The sequence below is a fragment of the Streptomyces sp. NBC_00075 genome (genome assembly GCF_045041225.1).
Taxonomy (GTDB): Bacteria; Actinomycetota; Actinomycetes; order Streptomycetales; family Streptomycetaceae; genus Streptomyces; species Streptomyces adonidis.
The window spans coordinates 7,100,561-7,127,175 of the sequence record NZ_CP108243.1; the positions used below are offsets into that span (position 1 = coordinate 7,100,561).

Here is a 26,615-nt window from a genome sequence, read left to right on the forward strand (position 1 = left end):
GGGTTCACGTGGTCGTTCTCATCGGGGTGCCGCTCACCGTCTATCTCGTGCTCGTGACGTGGCTGTGCGTCGCCGTCGGGGACCGGACGTCGTGGCGGGTGGGGTGGCTGATGGCGGCGGGTGGCGTGTTTCTGCCGCTCGCGCTCTTGGTCGCTTTTCTCGTCCACTGAGAGTGCGTAGGCCCGTGTAGCGGGCTTAGCGGCTGGATTTCGCCATATCGGGCGCCGTGGTGGCTTCGAACTCCCTTGCGAGGAACTTCAGTTGCGATCACGCTTCTGCGTGTCGACGGGGGTCGGGGGTGGGAGCCGGAAGCGGAGGCTGAGGCGGGAATGGGTGCCACGGAGAAGGTCGTTGGTGGGGCGGCGGAAGTAAGGGAAGCGGTGGCGGGCGTCGTGCGGAGTGACGCCGCTCTGCTGGAGGAGGATCTGGCCGAGTTTCTCAGCTCGTTGACCGCCCCCGCGGCGGTCTCCTCGCAGTCCGTGTACGAGTCCGCCCTGCGGCGCTCCCTCTACGAACCCGTCGCCGACGCCGTCGGGTCCAAGGTCGGCCAGGAGGCGCTGCCCCCGACCGCCGGGGCGCCCGGCGGAAACCGGGCCCCGCTGCGACCCTCGATGGTCTACTGGGCCTACCGCAACTACCGGGGTTTCCCCGATGAGTTGGGGGACGGTGGCGCCGAGGCGGACCTGGCTCTCGTCCGGCGGGCCGCCGTCTCCGTACGGGTCATGCTCAAGGCCTTCGTCGCCATCGACGACATCCAGGACGGCAGCGACGTCCGGTACGGCGAACCCGCGCTCCACGTCACGCATGGCGTGCCGCTCGCTCTCAACACCGGGTCCTGGCTGATCGCGGCCGTCCTGCGGCACGCGGAGGATCCCGCTGTCGTGGACAGCCTGGTGCGCGCGGTCGAGAGCGGCTTCACCGGGCAGGCCGTCGACCTGTCCACCCGTACGGCCGAGACCCGCGCCGAACTCATCGCCGCGCCCCTCGAAGAGCGCGTCGCCTACTGGGAGTCCCTCGCCGCCCTCAAGACCGGCACCCTCTTCCGGATGCCGCTCGACTCGGCGCTCGCCGGCCTGCGCGTCGTCGAGGACGAGCAGGACATCCTGGACGTCGCCATGCGCCAACTCGGCCTGGCCAGCCAGCTGTTCAACGACCTCACCGACTTCGTGCCCGAGTTCGGCGGCGGCAGGATCCACGAGGACTACGACGGGCTCAGCAACCGGGTCTTCCTCGAACTGCTCGACTCCGAGTCACCTGCTCTGGCTGGTGAGCGGCTCAAGGCCTACGTCCTCGGGCATCCCAAACTGGAATCGACGCTCCTCGAACTCGCCGCCGAAGCCGTCCGGTTGAAGCTCGACGCCAAGGAGAGCGTGTACCGCGTGTGCCGTTCCGACCGCAGCGCCGCCTACTTCGACCTGACCATCGAACGCAAGGGCCACCTCATCGACCGTCTCCACGAGACGCTCCAGCAGCGGAGCGGTACGTGACGGCCGCCCCGGTTCCGGTCCCGGCCACGGTGGTTGAGCGGCTGCGTGCGAGCACCCGCGACTGGCACGACGCCCTGGAGGCCACCCCCTTCGCGAGCGCGATGATCGCCGGGACACTTCCCGTCGAGCGGTACGTCGGCCAACTCGCCGCCTACCGGGTGGTGTTGGAGGCGCTGGAAGGGGAACTCCCGCGCGTCCCGGACCCCTCCTCCGATGCCGGCGACCCCGTGTGGTCGCCGGACCTCGTCAAACTCCCGCTCATCGAGCGCGACTTGGCCTACTTCGCCGGCCTCGGTACCGTCCCCGGCCCCTGGGCCGCCGAGGAAGCGGACGCCTTCGCCGCCGACATACGGCAGCGCGCCGCCGACTCCGACCTCCCCGCCCTCCTCGGATACCTCTACGTCATGGAGGGCTCGACGCTCGGCGCCCTCTTCCTCCACTCGTACGTCACCGCCGCCTACCGTCTCCCCGGCACCGACGGCGTCGCCTACTACACCAGCGGCGACCGTGAGCGCTGGGCCGGACTCACCGCCCGTATGAATCAGAGCCAGGCCCTCGCCGGCCCCGAGGCCCAGGGCCGGATCGTCTCGGCGGCCCACAGCGCCTACCGGCACACCGCCGCGATCACCGGGGCCCTGTCCGTCGGGCTCAGCCCGCCATCTCCATCCCCAGCCCCAACTCCCGTGCGATGAGCATCCGTTGCACCTCGCTGGTGCCCTCACCGATCTCCAGGATCTTCGAGTCGCGCCACATCCGGGCCACCGGGTACTCGTTCATGAAGCCGTAGCCGCCGTGGATCTGCGTCGCGTCGCGGGCGTTGTCCACGGCGATCGTGGACGAGTACAGCTTGGCCAGGGCCGCCTCCTTCTTGAAGGGCTCGCCCGATACGAGGCGTGAGGCCGCGTCCCGCCAGGCCAGGCGGGACGTGTGGGCCTTCATCTCCATGTCCGCGATCTTGAACTGGATCGCCTGGTTCGCGCCGATCGGGCGCCCGAACGCCTGCCGTTCCTTTGCGTACTTCACCGACTCGTCCACGCAGCCCTGGGCAAGTCCGGTCGCCAGCGCCGCGATCGCGATCCGCCCCTCGTCGAGGATGCGCAGGAACTGGGCGTACCCGCGCCCCTCCTCGCCGATCAGGTTCGCCGCCGGGACCCGGACGTCCGCGAAGGACAGCTCCCGGGTGTCCGAGGCGTTCCAGCCGACCTTCGAGTACGGCGCCGCCACCGTGAACCCGGCCGTGCCCGACGGGACGAGAATCGCCGAGATGTGCGGCCTGCCGTCCGGCTTGCGGCCCGTCACCGCCGTCACTGTGACGAAGCCCGTGATGTCCGTGCCCGAGTTGGTGATGAAGCACTTCGTGCCGTTGATCACCCATTCGCCGGTGTCGGGGTCGAGGCGGGCGGTCGTCCGGGTCGCGCCCGCGTCCGAGCCGCCGTCCGGCTCCGTCAGGCCGAACGCGCCCAGGATCTCCCCGGCGCACAGGCGCGGGAGCCACTCCCGCTTCTGCTCCTCCGTGCCGAACAGATGGATGGGCATCGCGCCCAGCGAGACCCCCGCCTCCAGGGTGATCGCCACCGACGAGTCCACCCGCGCCAGCTCCTCCAGCGCGATGCCCAGCGCCAGATAGTCGCCGCCCATCCCGCCGTACTCCTCGGGGAACGGCAGCCCGAACAGGCCCATTCGGCCCATCTCACGGACGATCTCGTACGGGAACTCGTGCCGCTCGTAGAAGTCGCCGATCTTCGGAGCCACGACGTCGTGCGCGAACTGCTCGACCGTACGACGGAGTTCTTCCAGTTCGGGGGAGAGCTTGTGGTCCATGGTCGTTCACTGCTCCTGGGATTCCTGTGAGGCCTGCGCATCCTTGTGGGACAGGGCTCGTACGGTGCGGGACGGGCTCGGGCGGCCCAGTTGCTCCGCCATCCATGTGCTCGTGGCGACCAGGCCGGCGAGGTCGACCCCGGTCTCGATGCCGAGGCCCTGGAGCATCCACACCAGGTCCTCGGTGGCCAGGTTGCCGGTCGCGGACTTGGCGAACGGGCAGCCGCCGAGGCCGCCCGCTGAGGCGTCCACGGTGGTGACGCCGTGCTGGAGCGCGGCCAGGGTGTTGGCGAGCGCCTGCCCGTAGGTGTCGTGGAAGTGCACGCCGAGCACGTTCGTCGGCACGCGCTGTTCGTTGAGGGAGGAGAGCAGCTCCAGGACATGGCCGGGGGTGGCGACGCCGATCGTGTCGCCGAGGCTCAGCTCGTCGCAGCCCATGTCCAGCAGCGCCCTGCACACCCGTACGACCTGGTGGATCGGGACCGGCCCCTCCCAGGGGTCGCCGAAGCACATCGACACATAGCCGCGTACGTGCGCGCTCTCGTCCTTCGCCCGCCGCACCACCGGCTCGAACACCGCGAGCGACTCGTCGAGCGTGCGGTTGAGGTTGGCCTTCGCGAAGGACTCCGTGGCACTGGCGAAGACGGCTACCTGGCGTGCGCCGAGCGCCAGGGCGCGGTCCAGGCCGCGTCCGTTCGGGACGAGCACCGGCAGCCGTACGGGGAGATCGCTGATCCGGGGGAACAGGTCTTCCGCGTCCGCCAGTTGGGGCACCCACTTGGGGTGGACGAAGCTCGTCGCCTCGATCGTCGTCAGGCCCACGTCGGCCAGTCGGCGGATGAACTCCGCCTTCACCGTCGTCGGCACGGTCGCCTTCTCGTTCTGTAGCCCGTCGCGCGCGCCGACCTCGTGGATCCTGACCCGCGCGGGCAGATCCGGGGCCGGTACGACCATGGGGAGCGTCATTTCTCCTCCTCCACAGGGGTGATCACGGCGAGCACCTGGTCCATGGCGACCGTCGTCCCCGGGGTGACGTCCAGCTCGGCGACCGTGCCCGCGTGCGGGGCGGCGATGACGTGCTCCATCTTCATCGCCTCGACGACCAACAGGCTCTGACCTGCGGCCACTTCATCCCCCACGGCCACCTTCACGACCGTCACCGTCCCCGGCATGGGCGCCGTGAGCGAGTCGGCGCCGGAGTGCGCGGAGCCGGTCAGGGCGGCGGCCACGGGGTCGTGGTCGCGCACCTGCCACGCGTCGCCGTCCCGGCCCAGCCAGTCGCCGGCGCGGTGGAACGTGTGCCGGATGCCGTCCAGGACCACGGACACCTGGTCGTCGGTGACGGTGTGGGTGCCATGTCCCACGTGAGTGACGGGTTCGAGTCCCGGCACGCGCAGGGAGAAGCCGACCGGCTTGGGCGTGCCTCCCAGCCGCCAACCGCTCGGCACCGAGAAGGGATCCGTCCAACCGCCCGCCTCCGCTCCCGCCTTCGGCCGCAGCGCCTCCATCCGTACGGCCGCCGCCGCCTCGTACACCTCCTCCGGCACCCCGTCCGGTACGAGGGAGTCCACCTCGCGCTCGACCAGCCCCGTGTCCAACTCGCCCGCCACGACCGCCGGATGGGCGAGGAGCCGGCGCAGGAACCCGGCGTTCGTCGGCACGCCCAGCGTGACCGTCTCCGCGAGGGCCGCCCGGAGCTTACGGAGCGCGGTCGGGCGATCCGGGCCGTACGCGATCACCTTGGACAGCATCGGGTCGTACAGCGAACCGACCTCCGTGCCCTCGCTCAGCCCCGAGTCGGTGCGTACGCCGTCACCGGAGGGTTCGCGCAGGACGAGCACCGTGCCGCCGGACGGCAGGAAGCCGCGGGAGGGGTCCTCGGCGCAGAGCCGGGCCTCCACGGCGTGCCCGGTCAGGCGTACGTCCTGCTGTCCGAAGGACAGTGGCTCGCCCGCCGCGACCCGCAGCTGCCACTCCACCAGGTCGAGGCCCGTGATCAGCTCGGTCACCGGGTGCTCCACCTGGAGGCGGGTGTTCATCTCCATGAAGTAGTACGAGGCGGGGTCGCTGCCCGGGACGATGAACTCGACCGTCCCCGCGCCGACGTAGCCGCAGGAGCGGGCCGCCTGTACGGCCGCCTCGCCCATGGACCCGCGCGTGCCCTCGTCGAGGAGGACGGAGGGCGCCTCCTCGATGATCTTCTGGTGCCGCCGCTGGAGCGAGCACTCACGCTCGCCCAGGTGTACGACGTTCCCGTGGCCGTCGGCCAGGACCTGGATCTCGATGTGCCGGGGCCGATCCACCCACCGCTCGACGAGGAGCGTGTCGTCGCCGAAGGAGGCGCGGGCCTCGCGGCGGGCGGCGGCGATCTCCTCCTCCAGGGTGCTGAGGTCCCGGACCAGCCGCATGCCCTTGCCGCCGCCGCCCGCGCTGGGCTTCAGCAGCACCGGCGCGCCCAACTCCCGGGCCGCCTCGATGAGTTCGGGGTCACGGCCGCCGGGCACCACGGGCACCCCGGCCGCGCGGACCGTCTCCTTGGCGCTGATCTTGTCGCCCATCAGGGAGATCGCGTCGGCGGGCGGCCCGATGAAGACGAGCCCGGCGTCGACGCACGCGCGCGCGAAGACCGCGTTCTCCGCGAGGAAGCCGTACCCCGGGTGCACCGCCTGGGCGCCGGTGCGGGCGGCGGCTTCGAGGATGCGGGGGACGGACAGATAGCTCTCCGCCGCTGCGGCAGGTCCGATCCGTACCGCCGTGTCGGCCTCCCGGACGTGCCGGGCGTCGGCGTCCGCGTCGGAGAAGACGGCCACCGAACGCACGCCCAGCGCGCGCAGGGTGCGGACGACCCGGACCGCGATCTCGCCCCGGTTGGCGACAAGCACTGTGTCAAACATGGGTCCTCATAACGTCACATCCGGAAGACGCCGAACTGGGGGTCGCCCAGTGGCGCGTTGGCGCAGGCAGTGAGCGCGAGCCCCAGTACCTGACGGGTTTCCAGGGGGTCGATGACGCCGTCGTCCCATAGGCGGGCCGTCGCGTAGTAGGCATTGCCCTGGCGCTCGTACTGCGCGCGGATCGGGTCCTTGAACGCTTCCTCCGCCTCGGTCGGCCAGGACTCGCCTCGCCCCTCCAACTGGTCCCGCTTGACGGTCGCGAGGACGGACGCGGCCTGCTCGCCGCCCATGACCGAGATCTTGGCGCCGGGCCACATCCACAGGAAGCGCGGTGAATACGCCCGGCCGCACATCGAGTAGTTCCCGGCGCCGTACGACCCGCCGACCACCACCGTCAGCTTGGGCACGCGCGTGCAGGCCACCGCCGTGACCATCTTGGCGCCGTGCTTGGCGATGCCCCCGGCCTCGTAGTCCCGGCCCACCATGAACCCGGAGATGTTCTGGAGGAACAGCAGCGGGATGCCGCGCTGGTCGCAGAGTTCGATGAAGTGGGCGCCCTTCTGGGCGGATTCGGAGAAAAGGATGCCGTTGTTGGCGATCACCCCGACCGGGTGCCCGTGGATCCGCGCGAACCCGGTGACGAGGGTCTGCCCGAACTCGGTCTTGAACTCCGCGAAACGGGAACCGTCGACCACGCGCGCGATGATCTCCCGTACGTCATAGGGGGTGCGGGGGTCCACAGGCACCGCGCCGTACAGCCCGTGCGGATCCACCTTGGGCTCGATGGCCGGCCGGACGTCCCAGGGGAGCGCCCCGCGCGCGGGGAGGGTCGCGGCGATGTTCCGGACGATGCGCAGGGCGTGCGCGTCGTCCTCGGCGAGATGGTCGGTGACGCCCGACACGCGCGCGTGGACGTCCCCTCCGCCCAGCTCCTCGGCGGTGACGACCTCACCGGTGGCCGCCTTCACCAATGGGGGCCCGCCCAGGAAGATGGTCCCCTGATTGCGGACGATGACGGCTTCGTCGCTCATGGCCGGGACGTAGGCCCCACCGGCCGTGCAGGACCCGAGCACGGCGGCGATCTGCGGAATGCCGGCACCGGACATCCGGGCCTGGTTGAAGAAGATCCGCCCGAAGTGGTCACGGTCGGGGAAGACCTCGTCCTGCATGGGCAGGAAGGCGCCCCCGGAGTCCACCAGGTAGATGCACGGGAGCCGGTTGTCGAGGGCGACCTCCTGCGCGCGGAGATGCTTCTTGACGGTCATCGGGTAGTACGTGCCGCCCTTGACGGTGGCGTCATTGGCGACGATCACGCACTCACGCCCGCTGACCCGCCCGATCCCGGCGATGACACCGGCGGCCGGTGCCTGACCCTCGTACATCCCGTCGGCGGCGAGAGGAGCCAGCTCCAGGAAGGGCGACCCGGGATCAAGGAGCTGGTCCACCCGCTCCCGGGGAAGCAGCTTCCCGCGCGCGGTGTGCCGGGCCCGGGCCTTCTCGCCCCCGCCCAGCCGGGCCACGGCCAGCTTGCCGTGCAGCTCCTCGACCAGCGCACGGTGAGCCGCCTCGTTGGCCCGCCAGGCCTCCGAAGCGGGGTCCGCCGCGCTGTGCAGCTCCGGTGCCTCCTGCATCCTGCGGTCCCCTCACCCTGTGGTCATCCAGTGATCTGTCGATGGTCGACTAGTTAATGAGCGTTAACGCATTTCCTCCAGGTTAACGACCGCTAACCTCCGTGTCTAGAATCATTTGCATGGCCACCAGAACCGACGCCCCGACCCGTCGCGAGCAGATCCTCAAGGAGGCTGCCCGGCTCTTCGCCGAGCGCGGTTTCCATGGCGTGGGCGTGGACGAGATAGGGGCCGCGGTGGGCATCAGCGGCCCCGGCCTCTACCGCCACTTCCCGGGCAAGGACGCGATGCTCGCCGAACTGCTGGTGGGCATCAGCGGCCAGCTCCTGACGGGCGGCAAGCGCCGGGTGGCGGAGTCCGACGGGGACCCCGAGACGCTCCTGGACTCCCTCATCGAGGGCCATATCGACTTCGCCCTGGACGACCGCCCCCTGATCACCCTCCACGACCGCGAACTGGACCGCCTGCGCGACAGCGACCGCAAGCTGGTGCGCCAGCTCCAGCGGCAGTACGTCGAGCTGTGGGTGGAGGTCGTGCGCGAGGTCTACCCGGAACTGACCGAACCGACGGCCCGCTCGGCGGTCCACTCGGTCTTCGGCCTCCTGAACTCGACCCCGCACCTGGGCCGCCCCGGCTCGCTCCCGGGCCGGGGCACCACGGCGGCCCTGCTGCACCGGATGGCCAGGGGGGCGTTCGAGGCGGCGGAGGTGCCGGGCTCGGCGGGGGAGTGACGAGCGTTACGGCCCGACTCCCCTGGACGGGACTTCGTACTCACGGGTACGGTTAGCCTGAGCAAGCGCTTAGCCGTTTGGAACCGCAGCCATCAATTGAGCAACCCCAACGGCGAGCAACCACGTACGCGAGAGCGGCGCCGGTTTAGGCGCAGAGAAGGGTGGCGGCGGTGCGCCGTACTGTGTTCAACGAGGATCACGAGGCGTTCCGGGAGACCCTTCGCGCCTTCATCGAGGCCGAGGTCGTGCCCGTCTACGACGAGTGGTTCGCCGCGGGCCAGGCGCCGCGCGAGTTCTACTACAAGCTCGCCGAGCTGGGCCTCTTCGGGATCAACGTCCCGGAGGAGTTCGGTGGCGCCGGCATCGACTCGTACAAGTTCGAGGCCGTGATGTACGAGGAGACGTCCCGCGCGGGCGTCCAGTTCGGCGGCTCCGGAGTGCACGTCCTGCTCGGTCTGCCGTACATCAAGATGCTCGCCACCGACGAGCAGAAGAAGCGCTTCCTGCCGAAGTTCGTCTCCGCCGAGGAGATGTGGGCCCTCGCGATGACCGAGCCGGGCACCGGCTCCGACCTCGCGGGCATGAAGACCACCGCCAAGCTCAGCGAGGACGGCACCCACTACGTCCTCAACGGCTCCAAGACCTTCATCACCGGCGGCGTCCACGCCGACCGCGTCATAGTCTGCGCCCGCACCGACGCGCCCACCGCCGAGGACCGCCGCCACGGCATCTCCCTCTTCGCCGTGGACACCAAGTCCGAGGGCTACTCCATCGGCCGCAAGCTCGACAAGCTCGGCCTGCGCACCTCCGACACCGCCGAGCTGGCGTTCGTCGACGTCAAGGTGCCCGTCGAGGACCTCCTCGGCGAGGAGAACAAGGGCTTCTCCTACCTCGGCCACAACCTCGCCTCCGAGCGCTGGGGCATCGCCTTCGGCGCCTACGCCCAGGCCAAGGCCGCCGTCCGGTTCGCCCAGCAGTACGTGCAGGAGCGCACCGTCTTCGGCAAGCCGGTCGCGTCCTTCCAGAACACCAAGTTCGAGCTGGCCGCCTGCAAGGCCGAGGTGGACGCGGCCGAGGCCGTCGTGGACCGCGCCCTGGAGGCCCTCGACGCGGGCGAGCTGACCCCCGCCGAGGCCGCCAGCGCCAAGCTGTTCGCCACCGAGGTCGCCCACCGCGTGATCGACCGCTGCCTCCAACTGCACGGCGGCTACGGCTTCATGAACGAGTACCCGATCGCCCGCCTGTACGCGGACAACCGCGTCAACCGCATCTACGGCGGCACCAGCGAGATCATGAAGTCGATCATCGCGAAGGACATGGGCCTGTAAGGCTCCCGAAATTACCGAGCAGTAGAAATGACTGCATGAGCCAGGCACTTCAGTCTCTCCTCGATCTACTCGACCTTGAGCAGATCGAGGAGAACATCTTCCGCGGCCGGTCCCGGCCCGCCATCGTCCCCCGTGTCTTCGGCGGGCAGGTGGCGGCCCAGGCCCTCGTCGCCGCCGGGCGTACGGTCCCGTCGGACCGTCCCGCCCACTCGCTCCACTCGTACTTCCTGCGCCCCGGCGACCCCGGCGTGCCGATCGTCTACACCGTCGACCGCATCCGCGACGGCCGTTCCTTCACCACCCGGCGGGTCGTCGCGGTCCAGCACGGGCAGCCGATCTTCCATCTCTCGGCGAGCTTCCAGCAGCACGAGGACGGCCTCGACCACCAGGCCCCGATGCCCGCCGCCCCCGACCCGGCGACCCTCCCCACGGCCGAGGAACAGCTCCCCGGGTACGCGCACCTGGACCCGGCGATCGTCGAGAAGTTCCTGGAGTCCCGCGAGGCCGTCGACATCCGCTACGTCGACGACCCGCCCTACGGCAGGTTCGGCGAGCCCCGCGAACCGCGCTCCCAGGTCTGGTTCCGTACGAACGGCAAGCTGGGCGGTGCGGTGGACGAACCACTGCTCCACGTCTGCCTCGCCACCTACGTCTCCGACTACACGCTGCTCGACTCGATCCTGCTGGCGCACGGACGAGGCGGCTGGGCGGTGAACGACGTGGTCGGCGCCTCCCTGGACCACGCGATGTGGTTCCACCGCCCGTTCCGCGCCGACGAATGGCTGCTGTACGACCAGGAGTCGCCGTCCGCGTCCGGCGGCCGTGGGCTCGGCCAGGGCCGTATCTACACGCAGGACGGGCAGCTGGCGATCACGGTCATCCAGGAGGGCGTGATCCGGGTCCCACGCGCCTCCTGACCAGCTGTTCCTATGCTTCGGTCAGCCCGGCCTCGCCCAGCAGGAACGCCGTGAGCGGGTCGTAGAAGCGCGGGCTCGTCACATGGTCGTCGAGCGGAACGGCCACCTGGAGGGTGCCTTCCGACTCGGCCAGGAACAGCGCGGGGTCGTTGCAGTCGGCGTACCCGACGGAGTCGATGCCGTGCTGTCCGGCGTACCCCGCCCAGCCGTGGTCGGCGACGACCAGGTCGGGCAGCGGACGGCCCTCGCGCTCAAGGCCGGTCAGGATCGCGCGCATCGGCTCACCGGAGTGGGTGTGCCACAGTGTGGCCCCGTGCTCCAGCACCGCGACGCCCGCGAACTGGAAGACGTACCCCTCGTCCGTCGTCAGACCGTCCGGGATGACGACGATCTCGCAGCCGGCGGACCGCAGCGCGTCGGCCGTGGCGCGGTGCACGTCGAGCAGACCGCCCGGGTGGCCGGTGGCGAACAGCACCCGCTGCTGCCCGTCGGCCGCCTTGCGCAGCCGGGCCGCGAGCCGTTCCAGCGCGGCGACCGTCAGCTCGGGGTCGATGGTGTCCTGGCCGTACCGGTGTTCGGGATCGTCGTTCACGCCGACCCGCTCGGCCATCACCGCGAGCACGTCCTGCTCGTCGGTCCAGCGGTCGCCCAGCTCCAGCCCGAGCCAGTAGTGCCGTTCGCCGTTCGCCAGCTTGCGGTAGTGGGAGAGATTGTTCTCGCGGGGCGTGGCGACATCACCCGCGATACGGGTTTTCACAAGGTGATCGACAAGCTCGGCGCGGCTGGGAATCCCGGGTATCGGCATGCCTCCCATTGTGAGGCAGACAACAGCCCGCGTGCCCGGCGTCCCGATCGCTGGGACGCAGGTCACGCCACGTCATCGCTGCCTCAGTACTTCCTCAGTACTGCTTCAGCGCGAACCACAACTCCATGCGTACGTCGGGATCGTCGAGGTCCGTGCCGAGGAGGGCCGTGCAGCGCGCGATCCGCTGCCGGACGGTGTTGCGGTGCACGGCCAGCGCGACCGCCGTACGGTCCCAACTCCCGTGCAGGGAGAGCCAGGTGCGCAACGTCTCGACCAGCGCCGGGGCTCCGGCGATCGGCGCGAGGAGGGTACGGGCGTGGGCCGTCGCGTCGGCTTCGGGGACGAGGTCCGAGAGCGCGGCGGCCCGCTCGCCGTGGCGGACGAGGGGCGTACGGGTCGCCCGGGCGCGGGCGAGCGCACGGGCCGCCTGGGAGTCGGCGGACGGCCACTCGCCCGGTCCGGCCGGGGCACTCATCCCGCACGTCCAGCCGGGCTGCGGGGCGACCTCACGACCGGCGGGCAGCAGGACCCGTACGACATCCCCGTCGACGTCGACCAGCGGCGAGCCGAGCGCCGTACCGAGCGCCGAGGCAGTCACCGGATCAGGGGCTGCTGTTTCGGGCTGTGCGTGTACGACGGTCCAGCGGTCGTCCGGGCCCAGCAGCGGGGCGACCGTCTCCGGTGCCGCCCCCAGCAGCAGCCGTACGAGGGCCGAGGAGCGGGCGGCGCCGGTGCCGCTCTGGTGTTCGCCGGTGAGGAGGGCGAGGAGTACGGCTGCCACGGAGGCGATCGTGTGGTCGCCGGACGTACGTTCGGGTGCCGCTACGGCGAGCACGAAGCCCTGGCCGGTGCCGAGGGCGTAGGCGGCGAGACGGGTGCCGGCGGTGGGGTCGGTGTCCGTGGCGGAGGCGGGGCCACGGGAGGTGCCGTGGGTGGGCCGGACCACGGCCGCGAGGTCGGCCAGGGCCTGGTCCGCGCCCGTCTTCCGCCCCGCGGCGGCGATCTCCGCTCCGTCCGACCCGTACAGCACCGCCCGGCCGCCCACCCGCTGGGCCAGCTGGCGGAGCACGGAAGGCACGGGGTCCGGGCGGGACGCGGCGGCGGCCAGGCTCTGCTGGGCCTCCGTCACGCGGCGGAGTTCGGCCAGCCGGGCCTGCGCCATGAGCTGCCAGACCGCACGGGCCACGCCCGAGAAGGTCGTCCGCGGCGGGACCTCGACGAGCGGCAGCTCGTACGTGTCGCAGGCCTCCACCAGCGCCCGCGGCACGCTGTCGTGCACCGGCGCGACGCCGAACCCGAGCGCGGCGCCACCGGCCGCCACGATCCTGGCCACGTAATCGTCGAAGTACGTCCCCGAGCCGGCCGCCTCCGGGATGTGCACCCCGGCCGTCAGCAGCAGCTCACCACCGAGCAGATACGGGTACGGGTCCGCCATCTCCGACGCGTGCGCCCAGTGGATCGCGGGGTCGGGGGCGGTCGGGCCGGCGATCTGGCGCAGGGCGAGGTCCTCGCGGGCGAGGAGGGCGGAGAGGGGGACGGGGGGAGTGGGCGGTACGGAGGGGGCCGGGTCCGGCAGGGTGGACATGGTGGATGTTCCATCCGTACGAGGCGGTGACAGTGGATGAAACGTACACTTCCTGGTGCTGTCCCGGCCACCTAGTCTGGCGCCAGCGGCTCGCCGGCCACGTCCGGCGCGGAGAGAAGGCGGAACGGTATGACCAGCAGCTACGAGACGCCCCGTGGCCCCGTCGACTCGTCCCGCGTCCCGAGATTCGCCGGTCCCGCGACCTTCGCGCGGCTGCCGCGCCTCGACGAGGTCGGCGGACGTGCGGATGTCGCCGTGGTCGGGGTGCCGTTCGACTCGGGGGTCTCCTACCGGCCGGGCGCGCGCTTCGGCGGCAACGCGATCCGCGAGGCGTCGCGGCTGCTGCGCCCGTACAACCCGGCGCAGGACGCGTCCCCGTTCGCGCTGGCGCAGGTGGCGGACGCCGGGGACATCGCAGCCAACCCGTTCAACATCAACGAGGCCGTGGAGACGGTGGAGGCGGCGGCCGACGAACTCCTGGGAACGGGCGCGAGGTTGATGACCCTCGGCGGCGACCACACGATCGCGCTGCCGCTGCTGAGGTCGGTGGCGAAGAAGCACGGCCCGGTGGCGCTGCTCCACTTCGACGCCCATCTCGACACCTGGGACACCTACTTCGGGGCCGAGTACACGCACGGGACGCCGTTCCGGCGGGCGGTGGAGGAGGGCATCCTGGACACCTCCGCCCTCTCCCACGTCGGCACGCGCGGCCCGCTGTACGGCAAGCAGGACCTGGACGACGACGCGAAGATGGGCTTCGGCATCGTGACGTCGGCGGACGTGATGCGGCGGGGCGTGGACGAGGTCGCCGACCAACTCCGCCAGCGCATCGGCGACCGCCCGCTGTACATCTCCATCGACATCGACTGTCTCGACCCGGCGTTCGCACCCGGCACGGGTACGCCGGAGGCGGGCGGCATGACGTCGAGGGAGCTGCTGGAGACCCTGCGGGGCCTGGCGTCCTGCAACCTGGTCTCGGCGGACGTGGTGGAGGTGGCCCCCGCGTACGATCACGCCGAGATCACGTCGGTCGCGGCGTCGCACACGGCGTACGAACTGACGACGATCATGTCCCGCCAGATTGCAGAGGCCCGAGAACGATGACTCACGACCACGACCTGGTGCTGAAGCCGACCGCCGCACAGACGGAGGCCGCCCTCAACCCGCCCCCCGGCCGCAACGGCGGAGACCTGGTCGTGGAGACGCTGGCCGGCCTCGGCACGACGACCGTCTTCGGCCTGCCCGGCCAGCACGCCCTGGGCATGTTCGACGCGCTGCGCCGCTCGGACCTGCGGTACATCGGTCTACGGGTGGAGAACAACGCGGGTTTCGCGGCGGACGCGTACGGCAGGGTGACGGGAGAGGCGGCACCGCTGCTGCTGTCGACGGGCCCGGGCGCGCTGACGTCGCTGGCGGCGTTGCAAGAAGCCGCGGCGGCATCGGCCCCGGTGCTCGCGATCAGCAGCCAGATCCCGACTGCCGGGCTGGGCGGGGGCCGACACGGCTACCTGCACGAACTCCCGGACCAGCAGGCGTCGTTCAGGGGTGTGGTGAAGTCGGTTCACACGGTGCGTACGCAGTCCCAGATCCCGTCGGCGATCGCCGATGCCTGGAAGTCGGCACTCACGGTCCCGCACGGCCCGGTATGGGTGGAGATCCCGCAGGACGTACTACTGGCGGAGACCCCGGTCCCGGTGGTGACGGGCGGCGACGCGTTCCCCGAGGAGCTGCCCCCGCGCCCCGAACTGACGGCCCTGGCAGCCCACTTGCTGTCCAACGCCGAGCGCCCGGCGATCATCGCGGGCGGCGGAGTCGTACGGGCGGACGCGTCAGGCAAGTTGAGGGCGCTGGCGGAGCGACTCCAGGCGCCGGTGGTGACGACGTACGGCGGGAAGGGCGCGTTCCCGTGGACGCACCCGCTGTCGTTGCAGTCCTGGATGGAGGACCGCCACATGACGGACTTCCTCGAGGACGCGGACGTGTTGCTGGTGGTGGGCTCGGGGCTGGGCGAACTGTCGTCGAACTACCACACGTTCAAGCCGCGCGGCCGGGTCATCCAAGTCGACGCGGACCTCGGCAAGTTGGAGTCCAACCACCCGGCACTGGGCATCCACGCGGATGCGCGGTTGGCGTTGCAGGCGCTGCTGGAAACGGTGGTGGTGGCACGGGAGGACGAGTCGGCGGGGGAGCGGGTTCGGGGGGTGCTGGAGCGGGTGGGTGAGCGGATCGCCGCTCAGGAACTCACCCTGGAGCAGGGCTTGTTGGCGTCGGTCAGGGCGGCGCTGCCGTCTAGGTCTCCGTCCTTCTGGGACATGACGATTCTCTCGTACTGGGCCTGGGCGGGCTTCGACCCGCGCGGCACGAACACGATGCACTCGGCGCAGGGCGCGGGCGGTCTCGGCTACGCCTTCCCGGCGGCACTGGGAGCGGCGGTGGCGGATCCGACGTACCCGGTACTCGCGGTCTCGGGGGATGGCGGGGCGCTGTACGGGATCGCGGAGTTGGCGACGGCTCGGCAGTACGACCTGAACGTGACCTGGCTGATCGTGGATGACGGTGGGTACGGCATTCTGCGCGAGTACATGACGGACGCGTTCGGGGAGGCGACGGGGACGGAGTTGTCGCGGCCGGATTATGTGGCGTTGGCGGAGTCGTTCGGGGTGCCGGGGGTGCGGACGTCGGCGGAGACGCTGGAGGCGGACCTCGCGAAGGCGTTGGGGGAGCCGGGGCCTTCGGTGGTGGTGCTTCCGGCGGTGTTGCGGATGTTCGCGGCGACGCATCTGGACGACTGACGGCGCTCCGTGCGGCAGGCGGTCATCCGGTGCCGGGGATCACCTGGTTCCTGCGGCGCCCGTCGCGACGAGGTCCAGCAGGTTGTCGTGGATCTCGGTGAACCGGGCGCGTACCGCTTCCGCGGCCTTGGCGACATCGTGTGCGGCGGGGTCGCGAGGCCGTTCGAGCAGCAGTTGGACGGTGTCGGCCAGCGCGGTCTCGGGATCGTCGATGCTGAACGGGCCCGCGTCGTCGGCGTTGCTCATGACGGTGACGAACCCGACCAGCACGGCGTGCAGGGCGTACATCTGCCTGGGCAGCGGGAGGTCGTCGCGCACGATCCCGTGGTCGCGCAGGATCGTCAGGACCGCGTTGCCCATCGCGCTCGTCGTGGCCTCGGCGAAGCGCTGCTGGTCGGTGGGGCGGTGGAGCAGCTGGCGCATGGCGCTGTCGTCGCTCTGGAGCCACCGCAGCCACGGGTTGCTCAGTGTCGTACGGATGAGCAGCGGAGCGAGACGGCGGGGCAGGACGGACCGCGGGTCCTGGGCGATCCGGTCGTTGACGGTCTCGATCCAGGTCAGCACCTCGCGTGCGGCCAGCCCCACGAACAGGTCTTCCTTGGTCTCCCAGTACAGGTAGACCGTGCCCTTGCCCACGGCCGCGGCTGCGGCGATCTCGGCGATGGTCACCTTGCGGAGGCCGTGTTCGAGGGCCAGCTCGCGCGCGCTGTCGAGGATTCTGGCCGCCTTGACGGAGTCGTGTTCGATCAGCCGGCTCACCGTCGTGTTTCCTTCCGTGTCGCTCTTCGCAGCATGATGCCACGGGGGTTCACGTGGGTCCTCGGGGGTTCACGGAGGTGAGCAGGCCAGGGCGGACCGGTCAGGACAGGCCGAGGCCGATGTCGACCGTCTTCATCCGGGAAGCCTTGCTGCGGTGCTCCAGCTTCGAGATGACCGTACGGCCGACCGTCGTCCCCACCACGTGGTCGAAGAGGGACCGGATCTGGTACTCGGTGTGGTCGGCCGGGACGAAGAGCTTGCGCATGGCTATGCCGGTCTCCTGGTGGAACTCGATGAAGGGGCGGAGTTTCGCCTCCCAGGCCCGCAGCGCCCCCGGCACGTCTCCGGGATGCTGCTCCAGCATCGTGCCCAGCATGTCGGCCCCGGCCAGGCCGCTGGAGGCCCCCATCCCGGAGTAGAGGGTCAGGCACCAGGCCGAGTCGCCGACGAGGACCACCCTGCCCTGGTGCCAGGTGTCGAGCCGTACCTGCTCGGCGGTGTCGAACAGGTGGTCCGGTGCCTGCTCGAACTGGTCGAGCAGCCAGCCGAGCGTCGAGCCCGTGGGCTCCGGTCCGAACACGGCCCGCAGCGAGTCGATGGCGGGCCGGGTGAACTCGCCGTCCACATCGTCGGTGCGGTAGTTGAACAGCACCGTCGGGGGCCGGTCGGCGAAGGCGAACACCCATGCCGACCGGCCCTGTTCGGACATGACGATGCCGTCCGTGCCCCGGAAACCGGGGACCGAGCTGGGCAGGGCGCACGCCGCGAGCATGTAGCCGAGACGGTGGATGTGACCGTCATCGGGCCCGAAGGCGAGCCGCCGCACGGTCGAGCGCAGGCCGTCGGCGCCGACGACGAGGCCGAACTGTTCGGTGGTCACCGTCCCCGAGGCCCGGTTCTCGATGTCGACGTGCACGCCGTCCTCGTCCTGGCGCAGCGCCACAGGCACGGACGCGTACCGGATTTCGACGTCCTCGGGCAGGGCGTCGAACGCGGCCTGCTCGACGTCGCCGCGCACGACCGGGCGTGACTCGCCGGCCACGGCCTCGGCGAAGCCCATGCCACGCCGTCGCCTGCCCGCGCGATCGACGTTGTAGTAGGCGATGTCCTCCGAGAAACGGTCCGGCACCTCGATGCCCAGGCGCTCCGCCGCGGTGATCCCGGTGCCGAAGAGAGTGAGGAAGTACCCGCCGCGCCGACGTTCGGCTGCCTTCTCCAGGACGGTGACGTCCCATCCGGCCTTGTGGAGCCGCAGCGCGGAGGCGGTTCCACTGACGCCGAGTCCGACTACGAGGGCCCGCTGTCGCGGGTCGGTGTTCGTGTTCATGCCCCCAGACTATACTCACTGACCAGATTGGTCATTTGGTCAGTCATTGGTTCAGTCGTCTGATTCAGTCACTGCTTGGCCGCCTGGCCGGTCATCTGATCGGACGTGAAATCGGTCGCGAACCTGGTCGCGACCAACACGAAGGGACTTCCCGCCATGCCAACGGTCTTCGTCCACGGGTTCCCTGAGACGCAGGACGTCTGGGAGCCGCTGCTCGTCGAGCTGGAACGCGTCGCTCCCGCCCGCCCCGCCCCGATCCGCCTCTCCCCGCCCGGTTTCGGTGCGCCCTTGCCGACGGGGTTCGACGCGACCGTCGGTGACTACCGGGACTGGCTCATCGGCGAGTTGGAGCGTTTCGCCGAGCCCGTCGACCTGGTCGGACACGACTGGGGCGGCGCACACGCCCTCAACGCGGTGATGGCCCGCCCGGACCTCGTACGCAGCTGGGTCAGCGATGTGATCGGCCTGTTCGACCCGGACTACGTGTGGCACGAGTTCGCCCTGAGCCAGCAGGCGCCGGAGAGCACGGGCCCGGCCTCCGCCGTCCCGCTCGGACCCGACCCCGAGATGCGGGTCGCGATGCTCGTACAACTCGGCATGAGCGAGCCGGTGGCGAAGCGGGTCGCGGCGGGCCAGGACGAGGCGATGGGCCGAGCGGCGTACGCCCTCTACCGATCGGCCGCCCAACCGGTGATGGCCGAACTGGGCCGTGAGCTCGAACGCGCGGCGCAGCGACCGGGCCTGTCCCTGCTCGCCACCGAAGACCGCGTGGTCGGCACGGCCGAACAACGCACCCGCACGGCCCGCCGGGCCGGCGCCCGTACGGTGACACTCGACGGCCTGGGCCACTGGTGGATGACCCAGGACCCGGTACGGGGCGCCCAGGTACTCACCGATTTCTGGAACTCTTTGGACCGCTGACGCGCGGTTCTACATGAGAAGCTGCGCGGTATGGGTGGCGTGGGCGGAGGAGCGTCGGACGACCAGGCTTGCCGGGAGTTCCTGGAAGCGCTCCGAGTGGGCGGCCTCTGCACCGGAACCGTGACGGAGGTCGCGCGGTCTGCCGACGGGGTGACGGTCACTCTGGACGGCTTCCCCGCGCGCCCATTGGGGACGGTGGGACCACGGGACCTGTCCTGGCGCCGCTTCCCGGCTGCGGAGGTGGAAGTGGGCCAGCGGATCACGGCGAAGGTACTCGCCGTCGATCCGGACGAGGGTCGAGTCGAACTGTCCATGGCGGCCGCCGAGAACCCGGAACTCTGGGCGTTCCTCAGCTCACTTCGCTACGGCGAGATCCTCACCGGTACGATCGCGTCGATCGAACGCTACGGGGTCTTCGTCGCACTGGACGGGGGCCCAGACCACCCGGTGTTCCCCGGCGTCGGGTTCGTGTCGTTCCCCGAACTGTCTTGGCGGCGCTTCGAATCGGCCTCGGAGGTCGTCGAGGTCGGACAGCGGGTCTCGTGCGAGTTCCTCCAGTTCGACACGTGGAACGGCGAGGCCAGATTGTCCTTGCGGGCGATGGAGCAGGACCCGTTCCAGACATTCGCCGACGCCACCCCGGTGGGCCGGACCCTGGAAGGACGGGTCACCAGGCTGATCCCGTTCGGAGTGTTCGTCCAGGTCGCCGACGGGATAGAGGGCCTGGTCCCTCTCCGGGAACTCGCATGGACACCGGTGGCAGCTCCGGAGGAGGTCGTCGGGGTGGGCGACGCGGTCAAGGTGACGGTCACGGAGCTCGACCGAGCCCGACGCAGGCTGACTCTTTCTCGGCGACGGGTCTCTCCTGACCTCGGATGACTCTTGTGTCGTTCGCTCGTGTCGTTCGGTGGTGAGGAGAGGCGGTTGCGCGTCAGAGCGTCAGGTCAGCGGGCGGGCGGTGACTGTGGGGGCGTCGTCAGTGCCAGTTCCGCCCACGTCGCCTTTCCGATGCCGTGCAGTCGGGGACAGCATCCCCAACGCTCAGCGAGGGCTTGTACGAGGGTGAGGCCACGGCCTCCTACGTCCTCGGGGCCGGCCTGTCGGGGCGTGGGTCGGCGGTTGTTCGCGTCGGCGACCTCCACGCGCAGGCGCCTGTCGTACGTAGCGAGGCGCAGGCCGATCTTGCGGCCGGGTGGGGTGGAGGCGTGCCGGAGGGAGTTGGTGATCAGCTCCGAGAGCAACAACTCGGCGGTTTCGGCGACTTCTCCGTCGATCTTCCAGGTGATGAGCTGGGTACGGAGGAGTTCGCGGGCGCGGGGGGCGCTGCTGGGGGTGTGGGGGAGCTGCCAGGTGGTCTCCGACCTGCCGGTTGCAGGTTGCGGTGGTGCGGTGTGGGCGGGCATGAAGACCTCCGAGGCGCGGGACTAGGGAGGATCGGAATCCTCTCTAGAGATGCAGCCACTGAAGCGCTCACGACGAGCCTGCGCAATACATCTCTAGAGACGTGAGCGAAATTGCTCGGAGGTGATAGCTGACGGGTGGTGAGGGGGCGGTGAGCGGTGCCTAGGATGTCTAGAGATGATCGGAGGGAGACTTTGATGAGCGGCCGGGGCGCGGGGCGTCAGCCCAAGTACCAGCGCATTGCCGAGGAGCTGCGGGCGGCCATCGAATCCGGTGAGTACGGCCCGGGTGAGAGGCTCCCTGGCGAGAACGACCTCATGGACGCACACGGCGTTGCCCGTATGACGGCCCGGCAGGCTCTCGGTGTTCTTCAGGCGGAGGGCATAGTCGAAGCGCGCAAGGGGGCCGGGGTGTTCGTCCGGGACTTCAAGCCCATTCGGCGTCGGGGTATCCAACGGGTTGCCCACTCCGAGTGGGGCGAAGGCCGGTCCATCTGGGCGACCGACGCGGCAGGCCGTGAACTCGTCGTCGACTCGGTCGAGGTGAGCGAGGAGGAGGCCCCGGCTGTGGTGGCCGGCGTCCTGGACCTGGAGGAAGGGGCGCGGGTCTGCGTGCGGCGGCGCCGCTACGCCCTCGACGGCAAACCGGTGCTACTTGCTACGTCGTATCTGGCGGCCGATCTGGTCTCCGGTACGCCGATCACGCAGCCGGACACGGGCCCTGGCGGCATCTACGCGCGGCTTGAGGAACTGGGCCGCAAGCCTGTCCGCTTCCGCGAGGAGATCCGCTCCCGGATGCCGAGCGGCGACGAGGCCGGGCGACTGGAGTTGCCGTCCGGTGTGCCGGTCGTGCTGGTCGCCCGGACCGCGTTCGATGCCGAGGGCGTGGCCGTCGAGGTGAACGAGATGGTGTTGGACTCGGCCGCGTATGTGCTGGAGTACGGCTTCGAGGCCTGAATTGGTGCTGACGGGAACCCGGCGATTAGTGCTGGGAGGCGCCTTCGACCACCTCCGTGCCGCAGCCCTCGGCGCGATGGAATCCGAGTCCCGGATCATCGAGATCGCCGAGGGGCTGACCGACTCATAAGGAAGAGCAGCACATGTCGCCGCAGCGGACCACTTGGTTCAAGAGCAGCTACAGCGGCCAGAACGGCGAATGCATAGAAATCCGTCTCTGGACAGACGGTATCGACGTCCGTGACTCGAAGCACCTGTCTGGCCCTGTCGTTGTAGTCGGGGCGGCGGCGTGGCTGTCGTTTCTCGCCGGGATGGAACGGGTTGCGGTCGAGGGCTTGTAGCCCCGGTTGAAGCACGGGCCTGTCGCTCGGCGGAGCAATACTCGGTGCTGTCACGAGGAGATGTGGTTGCCCTGGCCACGACGGTGGCGACGTACCGGCGGGGCCTCAGCTTGGGAAGCTGCGGCGCTTTGGGGCTGGGCGGAGCGCTGACCTGGGCGAACGGCCGGGCTGCGGCCTCTGCGGGATGGTCTGCTTTCACCTTGGTTCCCCGCTGTTCTCTGTTGGATCTGGTGCGGTTGTGGTGCCGGCTTCCGAGCGTCGTTTTCTGGGGGCCACCACTCCCAGCCCAGCCGCAATGACGGCTGGCGCAAGGCTCAACAGGTCGGACATGACCACGACCGGGAATGAGGCGTCCAAGGCTCGGAGGAGCTTGCCCAGTGCTGCCACACCGATGACAAGGGGTACCCACACCCTGAAGAAGCGGAAGTGGAGGGGATCTGCTCCCAGACGTATCCGTTCTTGCTCCACGAGGCGCCAGTATCCAGCGGCTACGACAAAGAGGGCTCCTATGCCCACGACGCCCCAGGTCGGTGCTGCCACAATTCCCCCCCACGATGCCGCACGTGCCGCGAAGCTCATCGCGGGCCCTCCACCTGATGGTGACACGCGATGCCCCTGGAGAGTGCGCATGCTTCCCAACTGTGTTGATGGGGCCGTGGGCATCGTTCTGGGCCGTCCACCTGCGTTCATCGACGGTTGTGTCCTGTGCTGCTCCGGGCGGCGGGTCTCATGTGGACGACCGTGATCGGCCCCGAACGAGACGGAGACTGACACGGCCATGACCCTGCAGCCAGTGCTTCGCCTTTCGGGTCAGTGCATCGCCGGAGTCAGTCGCGCCAACTGTGCTCAAGGACACAGGACTTGAGTGCTGTTGAGTCCGGTTTCCCACCTCTGGGTGCCCTGCCTTCCGACATTATGGGACGCGCGTTTAGCCCAGCACGTGGAGTTTGTATGGCAACCGGAACCACAAGCGCCCTCAGCAGCGACGGCCCCGGCGCGCCGGACCACGGAACTCCAGACTCCGCACCCTCTGAGCCTGGCCGGCCGACACCTCAAGCCTCTGCAGATCACCGCCGCAGTGGGCTGAGGCAGCGCATGGAGGCAACGTCCATAGCGACCGCTTTGATAGGGGCGGTCGGTGGGTTGCTTGCCGCACTGATCACAGGAATGTTCACTCTCGCCGGGGCCGATCCTCGCCAGCCTGAAGCTCCTCCTAAAATCAGCCTCGACTCCTGGAGTGAGCGGCCTGGTACCGGCCCGTCAAGCAAGACCTACGAGTTCTCAGGAACTGTGACCCAGGTCCCGCAGGGCATGGTGGTTCACGTCATCGCCGAGGTGCCGCAACCGGACGCCGAAGCGATATCTCCTTCGGGCAGGTCTTACGAGTGGCTGGTCTCTCCCAGGGCAGACATCCTTCAGAACGGTCAGTGGAAGGTCACTTGGACCGTCAAGAGCCCACCGGAAAGTGCGCGCTGGAGGGCCGTTCTCGTCAACACCGAAACCCAGCAGCCCACGTCATGCAGAGACTGCATCATCGATATCCCGTCATACCTCGATGATCTCAAGTCTGAAGGCGTCTACTCCCAACGCGTGCTGGCAACGGCGCGGTCAAGGCAGCTAGACAGGAGTGATGAATAACGGCTCGGGGCAGGTATCGCCTTCGGCCGGCAAGCTGGGACTCAGGGCCAGCCAAGTTGCCAAGAGCCGGCCGATGCTGCCACTTCGGCTTGGGAAGCTGCGTCCTTCTCTGGTCGGTTGAGGCGCCGACCTGAGCGAGCAGTTGGTATCCAGCCTCATCAGACTCGGCGACCCTCACCGTGATTCCCTGCTGCTTCCGCCTGTTCTGGTGCGACCATGATGCGATGTGCTCAGGACTTGAGGATGGATGTCGGCTCGGTGGCGTCGCTCCAGACACGGTTGCTCCGTGGGGTGTCTTTTACCCTGAGGGGCCTTCTGGCCCGTAGCTTCACTACACAATCACCAGGAACAAAATCCACATGATCCCGGCCACAACCGGCATGAGGTACGCCAGAAGGAGTTTGGACTCCAAACCTGGCGAACTCGCGTGAGAGACCGATTCTGCATAGTCGGACATTCGGGACTTGGCGCGATCTTCCAGTCGTTGGGCGAACTGCAGTTGCCGGTGAGCCATGTAGCACCAAGCGGCTGACGTGATAAGGCCGAACGTCGCGAGCGCGCGCAGTATCGCCAGGATTTCGCTGGTTCGGTTGGCGTCGCTTGACGCCAGTAGGGCTGAGTAGGCGACAACGAGGAGTGACTCGGCCAACAGGAAGATGTTGCCGATCTGGAACACCATTCCGCCTTCGTATATGAGCTGTTCCCATAGGCGAGTTTCTTCGGCTCGTCTCTGCTCGTCATTTCCTGAGGCCGACATGCGCTGGGTTTGCCCACCTTGGCGAGGAATAGTCTCCTCCATATACGGTCGTGCGGCGCCTCTTGCCCTGCTGGCATCACTCGCCTAGTCAACCTCCCCTCGGCCTGGCTGGGGTGTGCGCCTGGAGCAAATGCCTCCGCCTACCCTTTGGTCCATGGGGGCGATGAACTGGAGCGGTGTCCGTCAGCGCGTAAAGGCTCTGGCTCGCGCTGACAAGGTGCGGGAAGTCTTCGGAGCATGGGATCGGTACGGCGGAGTGGGGCATCACTTCTGGCTTGCTGATCCGCTGTCGGAGTCGGAGGTCGCCGAGGCGGAGGCTCAGTGGGGTGTCTCGCTGCCCGCGGCCTACCGGGACTTCCTCCTCGAAGTCGGTGCCGGCGGTGCTGGACCGGGGTATGGGCTCACCGTTCTGAGCCGTACTGATGCCGGTGCCGGGTGGCTGTGGAGCGAGGTGGGCGGAGGTACGGTCCACGAGCGATTGCGCTTTGCCTTTCCAGGCGGGGAGGAAAGCGTGCGTGTTCAGGCCGAGCACGAGAGCAAGGAGCCGGTGGAGTCCGACTTCGAGGACGAAGCTGGGTTCCGTGAGGCATATCGCGCCTGGTTGGAACAGGACGAGAAGTTGTTCGACTGGTTCTCTTCCGGTGCCGTGTGCCTCAGCCACGAGGGTTGCGGTTGTTGCCACTGGCTTGTTGTGTCCGGTCCGCAGCGGGGGCAGGTGTGGCTCGATGACCGTCCGGGGGACGGAAGATTCCGTCCCCTCGGGGAGGTCGCATTTGCGGACTGGTATCTCGGCTGGGTCGAGAGGTCTGAGGCAGTCGTCCGGCGGTCTGAACGGTCGTGAACCGGGCTGAAAGACAGGGGAATTGGGGCAGCGTCGCTGCTAACTCAGATGCCGATGCGCCCTCCTTCGCGTTAGCGTGCGCCGGTGATCAGTGAAGAGGGGACGCGGCTGGGTGCGGATGCCGTGCGGCGGCTCGCGCAGACAGGGCTCTACGACTTCGAACCGGGGCTGACCGACGCCGAGTTCGCGCGTATCGAGCGCGAGTACGGCTTCGAGTTCGCCGACGATCACCGTGCGTTCCTTGCCGCCGGGCTTCCTGTCAATGTGCCGCCCGAGGAGGGGCAGACCTGGGCCAAGCCGTGGCCCGAGTGGCGCAGCGGGGATCCGGTCAAGCTGCGTGAGCGGCTCAACTGGCCGGTCGAGGGAGTCCTCTTCAGCGTCGAGCACAACAGGTTCTGGTACGAGGCCTGGGGTGAGCGGCCGGCCGATTACGTGGACGCCCTGGCCACCGCACGACTCCACCTTGCCGATGTTCCGGTGCTCGTGCCCGTCTATGCCCACCGCTACCTTCCCGCAGGCCAGGGGAGCTCCGGGCATCCGGTGCTCTCGATGTGGGGGACCGACATCATCTGCTACGGGCTGGACCTGGCCGACTACATCCACCAGGAGTTCGACGAAGCACGCGGCGACGTCGATGAGAGTTGGGAGCCGAGAGCGACGGTTTCCTTCTGGCGGGACCTTCTCTGACCCGGGGCTCGTGGGCAGCAAGTTGAGGGCATTCAGCCAGTGGCCCCATTGCTGTCCGTTGCCCGCCAGTCGGCAACGGAGGACGTTGACGCCCCCGATGCCCGTCTGCTGCTGCGCTTCCCGACGCTCGGCGATGCGCACCCTTCAATCCCGGCAGTGCTTTCGCTCTGCCCGAGGGCGATGAGGCTCCTTGACATCGGCCAGTCCCGCTCGACGCCGTCACTTGATCGCATGCTCAACCAGAGGTCGGCGGCTCACCGGGGAGGTCGGCGCCGAGTTCGCGCGCCGGGTACATCTGCAGACTGCTCAGCCGGTGCGGTGGTTCGGTCTCGGTCGCTGTCTCGATGCGCAGGTCGGCGAGGTGTGCGCGAAGGGACAGCGGTTCGGCCTCCACGTCTGTGAGGCCCTCGCGCAGTCGCTCGGCGAGCGTGGTGAACAGGTGGGTCACCCAGTCCGTCGGTACGAGGCTCAGGTAACGATCGTCGAAGTGCCGGCGCAGTTCCTCCTCGTCGGGGGGTGTCCATCCCGGGGTGCCGGCTGCCGTGAAGCGCGACATCACCCACCGCAGGTGCGTCAGGGCGTGGCTTGCTGGGTTCTCGGCCTCGATGCGTTCCTTGAGTGCGGTCCAGCTCGGCAGCCCGTGTTCGCGGGCGATGGCCAGCTGGGCTTCGTGAAGTGTCGCGAACTCCCCTGTGGAGAGGCGGCGTTTCGCCTCGATCTTCAGGTACCGGAGGCTGGGCCGGTCGGGGAGACGGCGCGGTTGATCGGACAAGGCAGTCCTTCCTCGGCGCCCGCGGGTCCGCGACATCGGGCTGGAAGATCTGCCAGTGATCCTCATACGCAACCGGTGAGCTTGCAGCTCTGCCCGCGGACCCAGAGGCGGCCGGGAAACCACCAGGACACGACCGTACACCGCCATCCCGGGGCCGCGGCAACGGATTCCGCACCGTCCCACGGCGCTGAATAGGGAGAACGCCCCGTGCATCACGGGGCGTTCAG

At 69.2% G+C, this 26,615-nt stretch carries 26 protein-coding genes; 15 read left to right on the plus strand and 11 right to left on the minus strand.

Translation table 11 applies throughout. From position 1 onward, the window contains the following. The first annotated feature begins 8 nt into the window (after window positions 1–8). The 3 genes from OG787_RS31120 (at window position 9) to OG787_RS31130 (ending at window position 2,179) form a co-directional block, all read left to right on the plus strand. Window positions 9–170, plus strand: coding sequence for a hypothetical protein (locus OG787_RS31120; RefSeq protein ID WP_405537298.1), 162 nt, complete (start codon window positions 9–11; stop codon window positions 168–170). Between the two features lie 159 nt (window positions 171–329). Continuing rightward, window positions 330–1,487: a polyprenyl synthetase family protein gene (locus OG787_RS31125; protein ID WP_405537299.1), complete on the plus strand. Its 1,158-nt coding sequence runs from the start codon at window positions 330–332 to the stop codon at window positions 1,485–1,487. Continuing rightward, on the plus strand, window positions 1,484–2,179 hold the full coding sequence (locus OG787_RS31130; RefSeq protein ID WP_405537300.1) for a biliverdin-producing heme oxygenase: 696 nt from the start codon (window positions 1,484–1,486) through the stop codon (window positions 2,177–2,179). The genes OG787_RS31125 and OG787_RS31130 overlap by 4 nt, the downstream gene beginning before the upstream one ends. Here the strand turns inward: OG787_RS31130 and OG787_RS31135 are convergent. From OG787_RS31135 to OG787_RS31150, 4 genes are read right to left on the minus strand one after another with little or no spacing between them, the layout of a single operon-like run. Next, window positions 2,136–3,308: an acyl-CoA dehydrogenase family protein gene (locus OG787_RS31135; RefSeq protein ID WP_405537302.1), complete on the minus strand. Its 1,173-nt coding sequence runs from the start codon at window positions 3,306–3,308 to the stop codon at window positions 2,136–2,138. The two genes, OG787_RS31130 and OG787_RS31135, sit on opposite strands and share 44 nt — an antisense overlap. Window positions 3,309–3,314: 6 nt before the next feature. Continuing rightward, window positions 3,315–4,274 carry a hydroxymethylglutaryl-CoA lyase gene (locus tag OG787_RS31140; protein ID WP_405537303.1) on the minus strand — a complete coding sequence of 320 codons (960 nt, stop codon included), beginning with the start codon at window positions 4,272–4,274 and terminating at the stop codon, window positions 3,315–3,317. Next, window positions 4,271–6,202 carry an acetyl/propionyl/methylcrotonyl-CoA carboxylase subunit alpha gene (locus OG787_RS31145; RefSeq protein ID WP_405537304.1) on the minus strand — a complete coding sequence of 644 codons (1,932 nt, stop codon included), beginning with the start codon at window positions 6,200–6,202 and terminating at the stop codon, window positions 4,271–4,273. Before OG787_RS31145 ends, OG787_RS31140 begins: the two co-directional genes overlap by 4 nt. A 14-nt stretch (window positions 6,203–6,216) precedes the next feature. Continuing rightward, a complete protein-coding gene (locus tag OG787_RS31150) occupies window positions 6,217–7,833 on the minus strand; it encodes a carboxyl transferase domain-containing protein (protein ID WP_405537306.1) in 1,617 nt (538 codons plus the stop codon). A 119-nt stretch (window positions 7,834–7,952) separates the two neighbouring features. Here OG787_RS31150 and OG787_RS31155 point away from each other — a divergent pair, with 119 nt between their 5' ends. The 3 genes from OG787_RS31155 (at window position 7,953) to tesB (ending at window position 10,806) form a co-directional block, all read left to right on the plus strand. Next, window positions 7,953–8,561, plus strand: a complete 609-nt coding sequence (locus OG787_RS31155) for a TetR/AcrR family transcriptional regulator (RefSeq protein WP_405537307.1) — start codon at window positions 7,953–7,955, stop codon at window positions 8,559–8,561. A 170-nt stretch (window positions 8,562–8,731) separates the two neighbouring features. After that, window positions 8,732–9,889 carry an acyl-CoA dehydrogenase family protein gene (locus tag OG787_RS31160; RefSeq protein ID WP_369035976.1) on the plus strand — a complete coding sequence of 386 codons (1,158 nt, stop codon included), beginning with the start codon at window positions 8,732–8,734 and terminating at the stop codon, window positions 9,887–9,889. A gap of 35 nt (window positions 9,890–9,924) precedes the next feature. After that, a complete protein-coding gene (tesB, locus tag OG787_RS31165; RefSeq protein ID WP_369035975.1) occupies window positions 9,925–10,806 on the plus strand; it encodes an acyl-CoA thioesterase II in 882 nt (293 codons plus the stop codon). Between the two features lie 10 nt (window positions 10,807–10,816). On the opposite strand, the gene OG787_RS31170 is transcribed toward tesB, so the two are convergent. Together OG787_RS31170 and OG787_RS31175 are read right to left on the minus strand one after the other, a co-directional pair. Continuing rightward, window positions 10,817–11,611 carry a phosphatase gene (locus OG787_RS31170; RefSeq protein ID WP_369035974.1) on the minus strand — a complete coding sequence of 265 codons (795 nt, stop codon included), beginning with the start codon at window positions 11,609–11,611 and terminating at the stop codon, window positions 10,817–10,819. Between the two features lie 94 nt (window positions 11,612–11,705). Next, window positions 11,706–13,196, minus strand: coding sequence for a helix-turn-helix domain-containing protein (locus tag OG787_RS31175; RefSeq protein ID WP_405537310.1), 1,491 nt, complete (start codon window positions 13,194–13,196; stop codon window positions 11,706–11,708). A 129-nt stretch (window positions 13,197–13,325) separates the two neighbouring features. On the opposite strand from OG787_RS31175, the gene speB reads away from it, so the two are divergent. Next, window positions 13,326–14,300: an agmatinase gene (speB, locus tag OG787_RS31180; protein ID WP_405537311.1), complete on the plus strand. Its 975-nt coding sequence runs from the start codon at window positions 13,326–13,328 to the stop codon at window positions 14,298–14,300. After that, complete coding sequence (locus OG787_RS31185; protein ID WP_369035971.1) at window positions 14,297–15,988, plus strand: thiamine pyrophosphate-binding protein; 1,692 nt, start codon at window positions 14,297–14,299, stop codon at window positions 15,986–15,988. Before speB ends, OG787_RS31185 begins: the two co-directional genes overlap by 4 nt. Before the next feature lie 39 nt (window positions 15,989–16,027). Here the strand turns inward: OG787_RS31185 and OG787_RS31190 are convergent, their stop codons facing one another. Both OG787_RS31190 and OG787_RS31195 read right to left on the minus strand, forming a co-directional pair. Beyond that, entirely contained in the window at window positions 16,028–16,747 is a 720-nt protein-coding gene (locus OG787_RS31190) for a TetR/AcrR family transcriptional regulator (protein WP_369035970.1), read from the minus strand. A gap of 100 nt (window positions 16,748–16,847) precedes the next feature. Then, window positions 16,848–18,074: an FAD-dependent monooxygenase gene (locus OG787_RS31195; RefSeq protein WP_405537312.1), complete on the minus strand. Its 1,227-nt coding sequence runs from the start codon at window positions 18,072–18,074 to the stop codon at window positions 16,848–16,850. 156 nt (window positions 18,075–18,230) lie between these two features. Between OG787_RS31195 and OG787_RS31200 the strand changes: the two genes are divergently transcribed. Beyond that, the gene (locus OG787_RS31200) at window positions 18,231–18,995 is read left to right on the plus strand and encodes an alpha/beta fold hydrolase (RefSeq protein WP_405537314.1); all 765 of its coding nucleotides are present in this window, start codon (window positions 18,231–18,233) and stop codon (window positions 18,993–18,995) included. 30 nt (window positions 18,996–19,025) lie between these two features. Beyond that, window positions 19,026–19,874 (plus strand): S1 RNA-binding domain-containing protein, encoded by an 849-nt coding sequence (locus OG787_RS31205; protein WP_405537315.1) that lies wholly within the window; start codon window positions 19,026–19,028, stop codon window positions 19,872–19,874. Window positions 19,875–19,939: 65 nt separating this feature from the next. On the opposite strand, the gene OG787_RS31210 is transcribed toward OG787_RS31205, so the two are convergent. After that, window positions 19,940–20,398 (minus strand): ATP-binding protein, encoded by a 459-nt coding sequence (locus tag OG787_RS31210; protein ID WP_405537316.1) that lies wholly within the window; start codon window positions 20,396–20,398, stop codon window positions 19,940–19,942. A gap of 195 nt (window positions 20,399–20,593) precedes the next feature. Between OG787_RS31210 and OG787_RS31215 the strand changes: the two genes are divergently transcribed. From OG787_RS31215 to OG787_RS31225, 3 genes are all read left to right on the plus strand, one after another. Further along, window positions 20,594–21,352, plus strand: a complete 759-nt coding sequence (locus tag OG787_RS31215) for a GntR family transcriptional regulator (protein ID WP_405537317.1) — start codon at window positions 20,594–20,596, stop codon at window positions 21,350–21,352. A gap of 143 nt (window positions 21,353–21,495) precedes the next feature. Then, complete coding sequence (locus OG787_RS31220; protein WP_405537319.1) at window positions 21,496–21,693, plus strand: DUF397 domain-containing protein; 198 nt, start codon at window positions 21,496–21,498, stop codon at window positions 21,691–21,693. Between the two features lie 951 nt (window positions 21,694–22,644). After that, entirely contained in the window at window positions 22,645–23,331 is a 687-nt protein-coding gene (locus OG787_RS31225) for a hypothetical protein (RefSeq protein WP_405537320.1), read from the plus strand. A gap of 331 nt (window positions 23,332–23,662) precedes the next feature. Here OG787_RS31225 and OG787_RS31230 read toward each other — a convergent pair whose 3' ends face one another. Then, the gene (locus OG787_RS31230) at window positions 23,663–24,010 is read right to left on the minus strand and encodes a hypothetical protein (RefSeq protein ID WP_369035966.1); all 348 of its coding nucleotides are present in this window, start codon (window positions 24,008–24,010) and stop codon (window positions 23,663–23,665) included. A gap of 232 nt (window positions 24,011–24,242) precedes the next feature. On the opposite strand from OG787_RS31230, the gene OG787_RS31235 reads away from it, so the two are divergent. After that, window positions 24,243–24,929 carry an SMI1/KNR4 family protein gene (locus OG787_RS31235; protein WP_369035965.1) on the plus strand — a complete coding sequence of 229 codons (687 nt, stop codon included), beginning with the start codon at window positions 24,243–24,245 and terminating at the stop codon, window positions 24,927–24,929. 84 nt (window positions 24,930–25,013) lie between these two features. Further along, on the plus strand, window positions 25,014–25,616 hold the full coding sequence (locus OG787_RS31240) for a hypothetical protein (protein ID WP_405537321.1): 603 nt from the start codon (window positions 25,014–25,016) through the stop codon (window positions 25,614–25,616). 235 nt (window positions 25,617–25,851) lie between these two features. Here OG787_RS31240 and OG787_RS31245 read toward each other — a convergent pair whose 3' ends face one another. Beyond that, on the minus strand, window positions 25,852–26,388 hold the full coding sequence (locus tag OG787_RS31245; RefSeq protein ID WP_405537322.1) for a hypothetical protein: 537 nt from the start codon (window positions 26,386–26,388) through the stop codon (window positions 25,852–25,854). Window positions 26,389–26,615 lie beyond the last annotated feature (227 nt).